The organism is Liberibacter crescens BT-1 (assembly GCF_000325745.1).
Classification (GTDB): Bacteria; Pseudomonadota; Alphaproteobacteria; order Rhizobiales; family Rhizobiaceae; genus Liberibacter; species Liberibacter crescens.
The window spans coordinates 156,465-171,385 of sequence record NC_019907.1 but is presented as its reverse complement, the minus strand read 5'-3'; the positions used below and the strand labels follow the sequence as shown (position 1 = coordinate 171,385).

Here is a 14,921-nt window from a genome sequence, read left to right as displayed (position 1 = left end):
TTAAAACTACATACCTTATTTTTAACTTAATTCTCATTCTGTCGACTATATAAAAACACAACCTATATGCAAAAGCATGATAATTTGATAAAAACACACCCTTGTTATTTAAAATAACAATTAAACATCTTTGTTAATAAAAATTATACAAGTTATCTTGTTCATAAAGAATTACCTTTTCTCATATATCAAGAAATATAACTAAGTTTATAAATAAAAATTGCTTAACCATTTTTAATATATGAACGAACTCGTGCCAAACCTATTTTAGAAGGTGCGTAATTAGGATCTAAATTAAAAGCATGCAAGTAGGATTGAAGAGATTTTTTGTAGTCTCCCCTCATCTCATACACAAGAGCTTGGTTAGACCAAGACTCAGCCAGATTTGGATCAAGATTTATAGCAGTATTGAAATCATCAAAAGCATTTTCATCATCTTTAAGAGCTACATAAGAAACACCTCGACCATTATATGGCTCAGGAGATGACGGAGAGAGAGAGATTGCTTTAGAGAAAGCTTCTATAGCCCTTTCATGTTGACCTTTTAACTGCAATATTAAACCTTGACCATGCCATGCTCTTCCATCAGTTGTATTTAAATTTATTGCTTTATTAAAATCTGCAAATGCCTTATCAATACTTCCAAGCTTACGATATAAATTACCTCTCCCAATCAAAGCTACATCATAAGATGGATGAATCTTTAAAGCCAAATCATAATCAGCAAGGGCTTCGTTGTATTTCCTGATATTACGATACACCAATGCTCGATTTACATATGCCTCATAGTACCTATGATTAAGCTTAACGGCCATATTAAAATCTTGTAACGCATCACGAAAATTTCCAGCACGAGCATAAGCAACACCACGAGCATTATACCCTTCAGGATCTAAAGGATTAGACCTGATCACTTCACTTAAAGAAGAAATGTTTTCTTGCGAACCATGACCTCGATCCATCCCATTTTTAAGAAAAAGATTATCTTTATCCCCACAACCACTTATGACTATAAGAGCAGAAAACAACCAGAACCATTTAGATGGTAAAGAAATAATACGCCAAATAAAAGCTTTCTTTTCTTTCAAGGAATGGCAATACATGAAAAACTAACCCGAAACTATAGTTACACTTAAACACAAAAAGAACAACTTAAACATCACTTACTTAACAGCATCCTTCTGGGCATTTTTACGTGCCAGCTTCCTAACCCTACGAATAGCCTCAGATTTCAACCTAACACGTTTCTCAGAAGGCTTCTCATAATAGTCTCGCATCTTCATTTCACGAAATATACCTTCCCTTTGCATCTTTTTTTTAAGGGCGCGTAGGGCCTGATCAATATTATTATCGCGAACAAGTACTTGCACGTTTCACATCTTTCATTGTTTACATTGTTTAATTTCTTTACTTTTGCCTAGGTAGATTTAAAAAATAACTACACAAGCATATTATTTTAACATATCATCAAAAAAAGTCTAGTATTTTATAACCATTAAATTGTAACCTTATTATAATCTTGATTTATTATCAACTTTGCAATAGTTTGCAACAATAATTTAAAATTATAAATTTCATTACCTTCTTCTTAAAAATTATTGTGATATAGTACCCCCCCATGGCTCCCAAATTATCTATTAATCTCAATGCCATTGCTATGATACGTAATCGACGCAATCTTCCTTGGCCAAACATAATACATATAGGGAGAATAGCTCTTAGAGCTGGAGCTTTTGGCCTTACAGTGCATCCAAGACCTGATCAACGACATATTCGTTTCTCGGATTTGCCTGATATTCGTCAGTTACTAGATACAGAATTTCCAAATGCAGAATTGAATGTTGAAGGATATCCCTGTGAAGAATTCATGGCACTATGCAGAGATATAAAACCAGAACAAGTAACCCTTGTTCCTGACAAACCAGACCAACTTACATCTGATCACGGATGGGATTTCATCAAGCATCAAGAATTTCTTTCTACAGTTGTTTCTCAACTGAAAGCCTTAGGATCTAATGTCTCACTTTTTGCTAATGCCGATGGAGAAGAAAAACCTCTTAAAGCCGCTAAAGCAACACAAACTGATCAAATTGAGCTTTATACAGGCCCTTACGGAGGATGTTTTAACAATTCTAAAAAAGAAGCTTTCTTTTTAGAAAAACTTGCTCAAACCGCTGACATTGCTAACAGACTATCCATCAACGTTAATGCAGGACACGATCTTACAGTAAACAACATACCAACTTTGATCAAAAGGATTCCATATCTCTTTGAAATCTCTGTAGGTCACGCATTTGCAGCTGATGCATTTGAGTATGGCACAAAAGAAGCTGTTTTGCGACTTCGCCATGCTTGTGGACATACTCTTTAAGCCTCAAAACTCATATGAATTCCGATATCCGACTTATATTTTTCATAAGGGAGACCTGTCCTATACTCAAAATACAAACTATTATTTTAAAACAGAACTTTACAAAAAGATCTTTAACATTTAAAGCTTATTAAAAATTTAAATTTTTATTTAAAAGCATTAAACTCATGAAAGCTCAAAGAATTTATAGTTTATACATAAGTGTCCTTTTTGAGGATAAATAATGCGTGTTTATTATGATCATGACGCTGATTTGGAACTTATAAAATCAAAGAATATAGCAATAGTTGGTTATGGATCTCAAGGAAGGGCACAAGCTTTAAATTTAAAGGAAAGTGGGATTACTAACATCAGAATTGCCCTACAAAAATCCTCAGAAACTACGAAAAAAGTAGAAGATGATGCTCTCCAAGTAATGTCAATACAACAAGCATCTTCTTGGGCAGATTTCATCATGATTCTAACCCCTGATGAAACCCATGCTGATATATACGAAAACTTTATTAAACCTAATATAAAAGATAATGCCGTTCTAGGATTTTCTCACGGCCTCAGTATACATTTTAATCTTATTGTTCCAAAAGATAGCATTGATGTTATAATGATAGCACCTAAAGGACAAGGACATGCTGTACGTAGCGAATATATGCGCGGTGGAGGAGTCCCTTCTCTTGTTGCTGTTCATCAAAATCCTTCTGGAACAGCATTTAATTTAGCACTTTCTTATGCTTGTTCTATTGGTAGTGGCCGTTCAGGAATTATTGAAACAAACTTTAAAGAAGAATGCGAAACTGATCTTTTCGGAGAACAAGCTGTATTATGCGGAGGTTTAGTCGAGCTTATTCGCGCGGGATTTGAAACACTTGTTGAATCTGGGTATGCTCCAGAAATGGCCTATTTTGAATGTTTACATGAAGTAAAGTTAATTGCAGACCTTATCTACGAAGGGGGAATTTCTAATATGAATCATGTAATTTCCAATACCGCTGAATGGGGAGAATATGTATCTGGTCCGCTAATAATTACCAATGAAGTAAAAGCTCAAATGAAATCTATCCTTAAAAAGATACAAACAGGGCAATTTGTATCCGAATGGATGGCAGAATATCGTTCTGGATCTAAACGATTTAATGATATGAGACTCAAAAATAAAAATCATCAAATTGAAAAAATTGGTGAAAACATACGTAATATGATGCCTTGGATTCATAAGAATTGTCTTGTTACCAGAGATACGAACTAAGTAATTTTAAGTTGTATAGCGTTTTAAAATTTTATATTATTGTTACAATTTAAGATATAGATTATTATAAAATTATAAAGCAGCGCAGAAAACACTAATAAGGAAATTTTTCTATGTTGAATTGGGAAGAAAAGTTTTCTACACGCTTGAACCGTATGCATTCATCTGAAATTCGTGAGCTTTTGAAATTATTAGAACGCCCCGATATCATTTCATTTGCTGGTGGAATTCCTGATGCAAATCTGCTTCCAAAAGAATTTTTTAAAGAAGCGTATGAAAGTATTTTATCTAAAAACGGGTCTTTTGCATTACAATATTCAATTAGTGAGGGTTACTTGCCCCTACGAGAGTTTATTGCTTCTGAAATGAATGAAATAGGAATCTCCTGTAGCGCAGCAAATATTATTATTACATCTGGATCTCAGCAAGCCCTTGATTATTTAGGAAAACTTTTCCTTTCTCCTGGTGATACCGCTTTTGTAAGAGCACCAACTTATCTTGGAGCCCTTATGGCTTTTAACGCTTACGAACCAGTCTATAGTTGTTTATCATTGGATCAAACTCTTTATCTTAAATCATATAAAGATTCAGGAAAAGATGTTCGCAATAAAATGAAGTTTGCATATGTTTCTTCTGATTTTTCAAATCCTACAGGAGAAACACTTGATTTAAAAAACAGAGAAAATCTAATCAATTTCATTGATGAAATGGATATTGCTCTTATTGAAGATGGAGCTTATCAAGCACTACGCTTTGATGGGGAAAAAATTCCTCCAATTCTTGCTCTTGAGATAAAACAAAAAGGGCACATTAATAAAACACGGGTTATATATACTGGTAGTTTTTCTAAAACCCTTTCTCCAGGAATTAGAATTGGTTGGATCTGCGCAAATATAGAAGTGATAAAGAAAATTATCTTGATCAAACAAGCTTCTGATCTTCATGTTTCAACTATAAATCAAATGGCCATGCATTACGCAGCCTCATATGGATTAGAGGCACAATTAAAAAAAATTAAAAAAGTTTATAGCCATAGACGCGACTGTATGCTTACTGCTTTATCCAAGCATATGCCAAAAAGCGTAACATGGACCAAACCAGAGGGGGGTATGTTCATCTGGATGAACCTAATGGAAAAACTGAATACCGCTACATTATTAAAGCAATCTCTTGAAAGTGAAAAAGTAGCTTTTGTTCCTGGGAGTTCTTTCTTTGCCGATCGATCAGGTACAAATACGTTAAGAATCTCTTTTTCTTGTACAGAAAAAGAAATTATAGAAGAAGGAATAGAAAGACTAAGTCGTTTAATTCGTAAAGAAGAAGCACTTCTTGATACGACATAATCCATTTACTTCCATAATATTCATTATAAACATTCAATTATTTTACAATATTTCACTTTTTTCTTTTAAAGGTTGAAATTTGTAAAAAATGAATGTGTCACTTTTTGTAATTCTTCCAATCAAAGCCACTAAAAAAGAAATCGACATAATAGCGACAACAGCACCAGCAATAATATCAATCAAATAATGACTGGCATTAGCAACGGCGGAAACCATCATTAGAAAATTTAGTAAAAGAGAAACCCACTTTAAAAATTTAAGAGGCCAAGCAGCCCATATACATAAAGTAGCAACAGCTGCATGCACGGACGGGAAAGTTATAATTCCTGCAGTATCTCGGAATAATAAATGAAAGGGTGACTGATCCCGTACTGCATCGAATTGCTGAAGAAAATGATACACATAAAAGCTGTCAATATTCTTCAAGGTGTCTGGGTCTATATGATAATATACATATGTCCCAAGAGCTGGGAACCAAGTTGCCACGATACTTGATACAAAACATAAAACCCCATAAGAAGTCACCATTATATAAGCACGTTCAGGAATTTTTAAAAAGATCAATATTATAGGCCAAATTAAAAGTTGAAATGCGAAAGATGAATAACTTTCTTTCAGCCAGAAAGAAAGCCAAGGTCTGGCATCAACAAATCTTATAAAAGATATCCAATGAAAACCAAGCCTTTCATCTACAAGGCTAAGCGTATTATCTACAAGAGGTTGATGAAAATGCATAGCAATATACGTAGAAATGATAATGATAGGGGTTAAACAAAGACCCCATCCTATAACTTCAACGATAGATCTTAGAAGAAAAAAATCAAAAAAAACCTGAAGAACATTCGATATACAAATAATAGTGATAACAATTACTAAAAATTGTAATAAACTTTTATAATCTATAATTAAATTTACATAAGGACTAATAGCAAGTGTTACACTAAAACTAAAAATAAATAAACTAATCAATAAAAATCGAGATACCTGTAAAGGTCTACTGTCACTTGACATCATATTACCTAAAATTATTAAAATAAAAAATATATCTAAGAAGACTTAAAACAAAAACACAAAAAGCAGTTATAATATTCGTTTATTATAACAAAATAAAATAACCTCATTATAATAAATTTCAGTGTTTTTTATAATAAATTTTAATAATAATTTGAAATTACATAAAATTTTAGACCTTGAACAATAAGATCACAGTATACGCAAAAAGCGTAACATGGACCAAACCAGAGGGAGGTATGTTCATCTGGATGAAGCTAATGGAAAAACTGAATACCGCTACATTATTCAAGAAATCTTTGCCGATCGATCAGGTACAAATACGTTAAGAATCTCTTTTTCTTGTACAGAAAAAGAAATTATAGAAGAAGGAATAGAAAGACCAAGTCGTTTAATTCGTAAAGAAGAAGCACTTCTTGATACGACATAATCCATTTACTTCCATAATATTCATTATAAACATTCAATTATTTTACAATATTTCAATTTTTTCTTTTAAAGGTTGAAGCTTGTAAAAATTGAATGTGTCACTTTTTGTAATTCTTCCAATCAAGGCCACTAAAAAAGAAATCGACATAATAGCGACAACAGCACCAGCAATAATATCAATCAAATAATGACTGGCATTAGCAACGGCGGAAACCATCATTAGAAAATTTAGTAAAAGAGAAACCCACTTTAAAAATTTAAGAGGCCAAGCAGCCCATATACATAAAGTAGCAACAGCTGCATGCACGGACGGGAAAGTTATAATTCCTGCAGTATCTCGGAATAATAAATGAAAGGGTGACTGATCCCGTACTGCATGGAATTGCTGAAGAAAATGATACCCATACAAGCTGTCAATATTCTTCAAGGTGTCTGGGTCTATATGATAATATACATATGTCCCAAGAGCTGGGAACCAAGTTGCCACGATACTTGATACAAAGCATAAAATCCCATAAGAAGTCACCATTATATAAGCACGTTCAGGAATTTTTAAAAAGATCAATATTATAGGCCAAATTACAAGTTGAAATGCGAAAGATGAATAACTTTCTTTCAGCCAGAAAGAAAGCCAAGGTCTGGCATCAACAAATCTTATAAAAGATTCCCAATGAAAACCAAGCCTTTCATCTACAAGGCTAAGCGTATTATCTGCAAGAGGTTGATTAAAATGCATAGCAATATATGTAGAAATGATAATGATAGGGGTTAAACAAAAACCCCATCCTATAACTTCAACGATAGATCTTAGAAGAAAAAAATCAAAAAAAACCCGAAGAACATTCGATATACAAATAATAGTGATAACAATTACTAAAAATTGTAATAAACTTTTATAATCTATAATTAAATTTACATAAGGACTAATAGCAAGTGTTACACTAAAACTAAAAATAAATAAACTAATCAATAAAAATCGAGATACCTGTAAAGGTCTACTATCACTTGACATCATGTTATCTAAGATTTCTAAAATAAAAAATATATCTAAGGCGACTTAAAACAAAAACACAAAAAGCAGTTATAGTATTCGTTTATTATAACAAAATAAAATAACCTCATTATAATAAATTTCAGTGTTTTTTATAATAAATTTTAATAATAATTTGAAATTACATAAAATTTTAGACCTTGAACAATAAGATCACAGAAAGTCATAACATGCCAAAACGCAAAGATATAAACTCTATCCTTATAATCGGCGCAGGCCCGATTATAATTGGACAGGCATGCGAATTCGATTATTCAGGAACCCAAGCTTGCAAAGCCTTGAAAGAAGAAGGATATCGGGTTATTCTTGTCAACTCTAATCCAGCTACTATTATGACAGATCCTGATCTGGCAGACGCAACTTATATTGAACCTATCATCCCAGAAGTTATAGCAAAAATCATAGCCAAAGAACGTCCTGATGCACTACTACCAACTATGGGTGGTCAAACAGCTCTTAATACAGCCCTATCATTGAAACGCATGGGAGTACTCGATCGTTACAAAGTTGAAATGATTGGTGCCAAACCAGAAGCTATTGATAAAGCTGAAGACAGGGCCCTCTTTCGTGAAGCAATGGCTAGAATTAATCTAGAAACTCCGAAATCAATTCTTGCCAATGCGACAGATATTAAAAACCAGGATCGTAAAACTCACGAAATTGAACGTGAAAAACTTAAGATTTTTCTTAAAGGAGAGAAACTCGACCAAGCATTGGATGAACTCGAGATTCAATGGAACGCAGGTAAATCTGACAGAAAGCAACGCTATATGGGGAATGCTATGGCTATTGCTGTACAAGCTCTTGATGAAATCGGCTTACCTCTCATTATCCGTCCATCTTTTACACTCGGAGGAACAGGTGGGGGTATAGCCTATAATCGTTCGGAATTCTTTGAAATAGTTGAACGTGGGCTATATGCCTCACCGACCACTGAAGTGTTGATTGAAGAATCAATACTTGGTTGGAAAGAGTATGAAATTGAAATGATCCGAGATAAAGCAGATAACTGTATTGTTGTTTGCTCAATCGAAAACGTGGATCCTATGGGAATTCATACTGGTGATTCAATTACTGTCGCTCCAGCATTAACGCTTACTGATAAAGAATATCAGATAATGCGCAATGCTGCAATTTCTGTACTTCGAGAAATTGGAGTGGAAACTGGTGGAGCAAATGTACAGTTTGCTGTTAATCCACAAGACGGACGATTAGTGGTTATCGAAATGAATCCTCGTGTATCACGTTCTTCAGCACTTGCTTCGAAGGCAACAGGATTCCCTATCGCTAAAATTGCTGCAAAACTAGCTATTGGTTATACATTAGATGAACTTGGAAATGACATCACTGGAGGAAAAATTCCGGCATCTTTTGAGCCATCTATAGATTACATTGTAACAAAAATTCCACGATTTGCCTTTGAGAAATTTCCTGGAGCAGAACCAATTTTAACAACATCAATGAAATCAGTTGGTGAAGTCATGGCTATCGGACGTACATTTTCTGAATCTCTTCAGAAAGCTTTACGTGGTTTGGAAACTGGATTAACTGGACTTGACGAAATTGAAATCCCTAACCTGGGTCAATGGGATGATAAAAATGCTATTCGTGCTGCTATCGGTACACCAACACCTGACAGATTACGTATGGTAGCACAAGCACTGCGTCTAGGTATGACAATAGAAGATGCACATCAAGGATGTGATATCGATCCATGGTTTATACAACAGATAAAAATGATCGTAGATATGGAAGCTCGTATTTGCGAGCATGGGTTGCCTGAGGATTCTCAAAACATGCTCATGATTAAAGCAATGGGTTTTTCTGATGCTCGTCTATCAATACTCTCTGGAAAAACTATTCAAGAAGTTAGAGAACTCCGCAACCAATTAAATGTTCATCCAGTTTTTAAACGCATTGATACTTGTGCAGCTGAATTTTCTTCTCCTACAGCATATATGTATTCGACATATGAAACGAAGTTCATTGATCAACCACATTCTGAATCCCAAGTTTCCGATCGTAATAAAGTGGTTATTCTTGGTGGAGGCCCTAATCGAATTGGACAAGGTATTGAATTTGATTATTGTTGCTGCCACGCTGTTTTTGCTTTGAAAGATACCAATATAGAAACCATTATGATTAATTGTAATCCTGAAACTGTATCTACAGATTATGATACTGCAGACAGGTTATATTTTGAACCTCTCACCGATGAGGATGTCATTGAGATTATTAGAGTAGAACAACAAAGAGGAAATCTTCTAGGAGTAATTGTACAGTTTGGGGGACAAACTCCCTTAAAACTTGCAAAAATTCTTGAAAAAAATGGCATTCCTATTCTTGGAACAGATCCAGATGCTATAGACTTAGCTGAAGATCGTGATCGGTTCCAGAAATTGCTCATGAAATTATCGCTTAATCAACCTAATAATGGTATTGCTCATTCAGTAGAGCAAGCAAGACTAGTAGCATCCGAAATTGGCTTTCCTCTTTTAGTTCGTCCATCTTATGTATTAGGCGGTCGGGCTATGCAAATTATACACTCTGAGAATATGCTACAAAATTACTTGCTGGATATTGTACCAGAGCTTGTTCCAGAGAATATCAAACAACAATACCCTAACGATAAAACAGGCCAAATCAATACTCTGTTAGGAAAAAATCCTTTACTTTTTGATAGTTACCTAGATAATGCTATGGAAATAGATGTAGACGCCCTATGCCAAAATAATCAGGTTATAGTTGCAGGTATTATAGAACACATCGAAGAAGCTGGAATTCATTCTGGAGATTCTGCCTGCTCTTTACCATCACGTTCATTATCTTCAGAACTTACAGATGAATTAATTCGTCAAACTACAGAATTGGCTAAGGCATTAAATGTAGGTGGGCTCATAAATGTACAATATGCCATAAAAGACAACAAGATTTATGTGATTGAAGTAAATCCACGTGCATCTCGAACTGTACCTTTTGTTGCAAAAACTATTGGGTTACCGATTGCTAAAGTCGCTGCCCGCATTATGGCACACGACAACCTAGATAATGCAATACGTGCTTATGGACAGAAGAAGGATTTTAAAAAAATAAAACATATTGCGGTTAAGGAAGCAGTATTCCCTTTCTCAAGATTCCCTGGAGTTGATGTTCTCTTAGGACCTGAAATGCGTTCTACGGGTGAAGTCATGGGACTTGATATTGACTTTCCTTTAGCATTTGCAAAATCACAATTAGGTGCAGGTGTTGATCTACCTCGAGGGGGAGCTGTTTTTGTATCAGTACGAGATGAAGATAAGAAAAGGATATTACCTACGATACACCTTCTGAAAAATCTAGGATTTAAAATCCTGGCAACAGGAGGAACTTCTCGTTTCTTATCTGCTCATGGTTTAGAAGCAACAAAAATTAACAAGGTTCTAGAAGGTAGACCACATATAGAAGATGCTATTAGCAATCGACAAATTCATCTCGTTATCAATACCACAGAGGGGAGCAAAGCCATTTCTGATTCAAAATCTCTCCGACGAGCAACTCTTATTCAAAAAATTCCTTACTATACAACTATTGCAGGAGCAGAAGCCGCTGTTCAAGCCATTCAAGCTCTTAAAGAAGGTAGTTTTGAAGTCCGCTCCCTTCAGAGTTATTTTGATAATCAATGGACATGAGTAGTCATAAAAAATAGATACTTCTTATCTCCTATAAGATAGGTATAGAAAAGAAAATTATCTGAAAAAGCAACAAATATAATCTCTATAAAAGGGTAGAAAAAAATGATAGCATAAATTTTAATAGGATTTTATATTCTTATCAAAAATGCCATTATTGTTACAAGGATATTAGAAATGGTAGAAAAAATTCCAATGACTCAAAACGGCTTTGTCAAACTTCAAGACGAAATACGTTGGAGACAACAGGAAGAACGCCCTAGAATTATTGAAGCTATAGCAGAAGCACGAGCTCATGGTGATCTCTCAGAAAATGCTGAATATCAAGCCGCAAAAGAAGCACAGAGTCTAAATGAAGGCCGTTTAAGTGAACTAGAAGCTATGATCGCCCGTGCTGAAGTTATTGATCTCTCAAAAATGTCTGGATCTAAAATTGCATTTGGTGCCACAGTCAAGCTTATAAACGAAGATACTGAAGAAGAAAAAATATATCGAATCGTTGGAGACCAAGAAGCTGATGTACGTTCTGGCCTTATCTCCATATCATCTCCAATTGCAAGAGCTTTAATTGGTAAAGAAATAGGTGATACCATTGAAGTAAATGCTCCTGGAGGTTATAAATCGTATGAAATTATTGACGTTCTGTGGGTCTAGTGTTTTACAAATCTGACGAACAAGTTGACATTAAAAAAATTGATGTAATTGCTCCAAATTTCAAGTTGCGTCACTCAGGTGTAACTTCAACTATTTTTAGCCTAATACCTGTACAACGCAGGTTAGGGCAAAAAATAGCTGCTGTTGGGTTACTTTTGCCTAAAAAAATCACTCATATTGGGCTATTTTCATTAGCATCTTTATGGCAAAAACCCATTGGGAGACAATTTCGTATTTGGCACGCACGTCGTAATACTGAAATGTTATTTGGTCTCTTCATGCGTGACCTATTATACATACCTTTAAAAATTGTATTTACCTCAGCCTCTCAACGCAATCATACAAAATGGACAAAATATCTCATATCTCGTATGAATGCAGTAATAACTACAAGTAAAAAATCTGCTGCCTTTATCAAACGACCAACCACTGTCATAATGCATGGTGTAGATACAAAACGTTTTTATCCTACAAAAAATAAAACATATGATCGACATGTCATAGGAATGCCTGATGATATTAAACTTATCGGTTGTTTTGGTCGTATTCGTAAAAATAAAGGCACAGATTTATTTGTTGATACAATGATACGCATTTTACCCTCTCATCCAAAATGGAAAGCTGTTATCATTGGAAGAACAACGCTTCCTCATTTAGCATTCAAAAAAAATCTCGAAAAGCGGATATATAAAGCTAATTTGCAAGATCAAATAGTCTTTATAAATGAAACATTGTCGATAGAAATCTGGTATCGAGCATTAGATCTTTTTATAGCACCTCAACGTTGGGAAGGTTTTGGTCTGACTCCTTTAGAAGCTATGGCAAGTGGTATCCCAGTAATAGCAACCAATGTTGGTGTATTTTCAGAATTGCTGACTATAAATGAAGAAGAAACCGGTATACTTTGCCCACCTGGGAATATCGATGCGCTTGAACAAGCAACATTAGCCTTCATAAACAACCAAGAAAGAGCATCATTGGCTGGATTAAGAGGACATAAACGTGCTTTAAAACATTTTTCCATTGAACGCGAAGCGCTTGAAATAGGAGAAGTATATGAGCGACTCTTTTTAGAAAGCTGTGAAAAATAATATTCACAATACTTAAACGATTTTCAATATCTCGGTAGATAAAAAAATGAATTATAAAAACGTATTACTTGAAATAACCTATTCAAAAAACTTAGTGATTAATGCTTACAACTTACAAACAAGTTTCTAGAACTAAGCAGCTTCATTATCTATTATAGTAAAGTTAGCTTTACGTACGTTTATATCAGACATAATACCTCCGGACCTTAACAAAGCTGCAAACCGTCCATTGCTGTGTGAAAGGTCTTCGAAACTACCCATTTCAACGATCTGTCCTTTATCAACAACCATGACCAAATCTGCCTCACGCACCGTTGAAAGCCGATGAGCAATTATAAAAGTAGTCCGATTATTACGTAATACATCAATAGCATTCTTAACACGATTCTCTGTTTCTACATCTAGCGCACTCGTAGCTTCATCGAGAATAAGAATAGGAGCATCCTTCAAAACAGCTCGAGCTATTGCAATCCTTTGACGTTCACCTCCAGAGAGATAATTTCCTTTCTCTCCTACGCGTGTATCATAACCATCAGAACAATTTTTAATAAAATCATGAGCAACAGCAACAGAAGCAGCATTGACGATATCAGCTTGTTTGGCTTCCTCTCTACCTAAACTAATATTTTCACTAATTGACCTATCAAGCAATCCAGATTCTTGAAAAACAGTTGCAATATTACGCCGCAATGATCTATGCGTCACCCTTGTTATATCGATTCCATCAATTAAGATTTGACCTTCATTTGGATCATAAACACGTTGAAGAAGATTCATGAGGGTTGTTTTTCCTGCTCCTGTTGGTCCAACAATAGCAATAGTTTGACCTGCCTTAGCTACAAAAGAAACTTTTTTTACTCCATGCACAGCATTTTGAAAATTGAAAGAAACATCTCTAAATTCTACCAAGCCTCTTACTTTACCAAGCTCAATGTTTCCAAAAAGATCACCGCATGTCTTAGGAGCATTAATCTTATTAGAATTAACATTGATATTCCCTTCTAATTCAAAAAAGTCTATTAATCTGGAATGAGCTTCAAAAATTTGAACAGAGAACTGACGAACCTGATCTAATCGACTAATAAGAAGATTAGCAAATCCGATAAAAGCTATCACCTCACCTATCTGCATCTCACCACGCTTTACAAGAAAACTCCCTACTATAATAACAACCACCATTGAAATAGTAGATGCCATACGATTCAAGGCATTTGCCAAAGCCCACCAATCAAGAACGGGAAGCTGAGCAAAAAGAAGTTTTTCACAATAAGACTTAACAGCTTTAACCTCTGCATCAATTCTATCATAACTATGAAGAACAGAAACATTTCTAATAGAATCACTGATATGAGAAAAAGTTTCCCTATAATGCGATTCCACAGAATCTTGTCCTTTACGAGTACGATTAATAACTACCTTACCTATTAACCAATAAATCAGACCAAGAACCATTAAAACTGTGGCAAGACGAAAATCCATTGAAAACGCCACTGGAATAAGAAGGATGATAGCTATAGCTGTTGCGAGGTGATTACGCATAAATTCAAGCCATAAAGTAAAAAGTGTCTCAGAAGCACGTAACAAAGTATGTGAAAGATTAAACGTACTTTTGCTATAATGCCAAGATAATGGCCTAGATATAATCCGTGCAAAAGATTCTGTTAAAAGAACAGAACGACGACTATGAGCGATCCGATCAGCCTCACGGGAAACTAATACAAAAGCAAGTGCATTAAATATCATAAACATCATCCACATTAACAAAGAATGTGAAATGAAGTTTTTAGACGACAAATTATCAATTACGGAACCGAATAAAATAGGCTCAGCAACTGAAACAACTGCAAGTATCACATTACATAATACAATCAAGAAAACTCGCAATCGCAACTGAGAGAGATATGTCAATGCACAAATATAGACCTTGAATAAGGACACTTTAAACTACCTCTTGTTTTTAACTGTAATAACAAGAGCCACTTTAGTTTTTTCTACCTGAACAGTAGATTAACAAAATTATTTTCAAAATCTAATAGTGCTTATTTTAGCATAAAATGAAT

The 14,921-nt window shown here is 34.6% G+C and carries 12 protein-coding genes; 7 read left to right on the top strand and 5 right to left on the bottom strand.

What is annotated here, in order from left to right; genetic code table 11:
- Positions 1 to 224 precede the first annotated feature (224 nt).
- Complete coding sequence (locus B488_RS00695) at positions 225 to 1,103, bottom strand: tetratricopeptide repeat protein (RefSeq protein ID WP_015272559.1); 879 nt, start codon at positions 1,101 to 1,103, stop codon at positions 225 to 227.
- A gap of 60 nt (positions 1,104 to 1,163) precedes the next feature.
- The gene (rpsU, locus tag B488_RS00690; protein WP_015272558.1) at positions 1,164 to 1,370 is read right to left on the bottom strand and encodes a 30S ribosomal protein S21; all 207 of its coding nucleotides are present in this window, start codon (positions 1,368 to 1,370) and stop codon (positions 1,164 to 1,166) included.
- Between the two features lie 248 nt (positions 1,371 to 1,618).
- Here rpsU and B488_RS00685 point away from each other — a divergent pair, with 248 nt between their 5' ends.
- The 3 genes from B488_RS00685 to B488_RS00675 all read left to right on the top strand — a co-directional run bounded on the left by B488_RS00685 (position 1,619) and on the right by B488_RS00675 (position 4,957).
- Complete coding sequence (locus B488_RS00685) at positions 1,619 to 2,371, top strand: pyridoxine 5'-phosphate synthase (RefSeq protein WP_015272557.1); 753 nt, start codon at positions 1,619 to 1,621, stop codon at positions 2,369 to 2,371.
- Positions 2,372 to 2,594: 223 nt separating this feature from the next.
- On the top strand, positions 2,595 to 3,614 hold the full coding sequence (ilvC, locus tag B488_RS00680) for a ketol-acid reductoisomerase (protein ID WP_015272556.1): 1,020 nt from the start codon (positions 2,595 to 2,597) through the stop codon (positions 3,612 to 3,614).
- A 113-nt stretch (positions 3,615 to 3,727) separates the two neighbouring features.
- On the top strand, positions 3,728 to 4,957 hold the full coding sequence (locus tag B488_RS00675) for an aminotransferase-like domain-containing protein (protein WP_015272555.1): 1,230 nt from the start codon (positions 3,728 to 3,730) through the stop codon (positions 4,955 to 4,957).
- Between the two features lie 42 nt (positions 4,958 to 4,999).
- Here B488_RS00675 and B488_RS00670 read toward each other — a convergent pair whose 3' ends face one another.
- Entirely contained in the window at positions 5,000 to 5,968 is a 969-nt protein-coding gene (locus B488_RS00670; RefSeq protein ID WP_015272554.1) for a phosphatase PAP2 family protein, read from the bottom strand.
- A 217-nt stretch (positions 5,969 to 6,185) separates the two neighbouring features.
- On the opposite strand from B488_RS00670, the gene B488_RS00665 reads away from it, so the two are divergent.
- Entirely contained in the window at positions 6,186 to 6,398 is a 213-nt protein-coding gene (locus B488_RS00665; RefSeq protein WP_015272553.1) for a hypothetical protein, read from the top strand.
- A gap of 42 nt (positions 6,399 to 6,440) precedes the next feature.
- On the opposite strand, the gene B488_RS00660 is transcribed toward B488_RS00665, so the two are convergent.
- On the bottom strand, positions 6,441 to 7,409 hold the full coding sequence (locus B488_RS00660) for a phosphatase PAP2 family protein (protein WP_015272552.1): 969 nt from the start codon (positions 7,407 to 7,409) through the stop codon (positions 6,441 to 6,443).
- Positions 7,410 to 7,618: 209 nt separating this feature from the next.
- Between B488_RS00660 and carB the strand changes: the two genes are divergently transcribed.
- From carB to B488_RS00645, 3 genes are all read left to right on the top strand, one after another.
- Positions 7,619 to 11,116: a carbamoyl-phosphate synthase large subunit gene (gene carB, locus B488_RS00655; RefSeq protein WP_015272551.1), complete on the top strand. Its 3,498-nt coding sequence runs from the start codon at positions 7,619 to 7,621 to the stop codon at positions 11,114 to 11,116.
- Between the two features lie 177 nt (positions 11,117 to 11,293).
- A complete protein-coding gene (greA, locus tag B488_RS00650; protein ID WP_015272550.1) occupies positions 11,294 to 11,770 on the top strand; it encodes a transcription elongation factor GreA in 477 nt (158 codons plus the stop codon).
- Positions 11,770 to 12,861 (top strand): glycosyltransferase family 4 protein, encoded by a 1,092-nt coding sequence (locus tag B488_RS00645; RefSeq protein WP_015272549.1) that lies wholly within the window; start codon positions 11,770 to 11,772, stop codon positions 12,859 to 12,861. The genes greA and B488_RS00645 overlap by 1 nt, the downstream gene beginning before the upstream one ends.
- A 132-nt stretch (positions 12,862 to 12,993) precedes the next feature.
- Here the strand turns inward: B488_RS00645 and B488_RS00640 are convergent, their stop codons facing one another.
- Entirely contained in the window at positions 12,994 to 14,799 is a 1,806-nt protein-coding gene (locus tag B488_RS00640; protein WP_015272548.1) for a glucan ABC transporter ATP-binding protein/ permease, read from the bottom strand.
- Between the last annotated feature and the right edge of the window lie 122 nt (positions 14,800 to 14,921).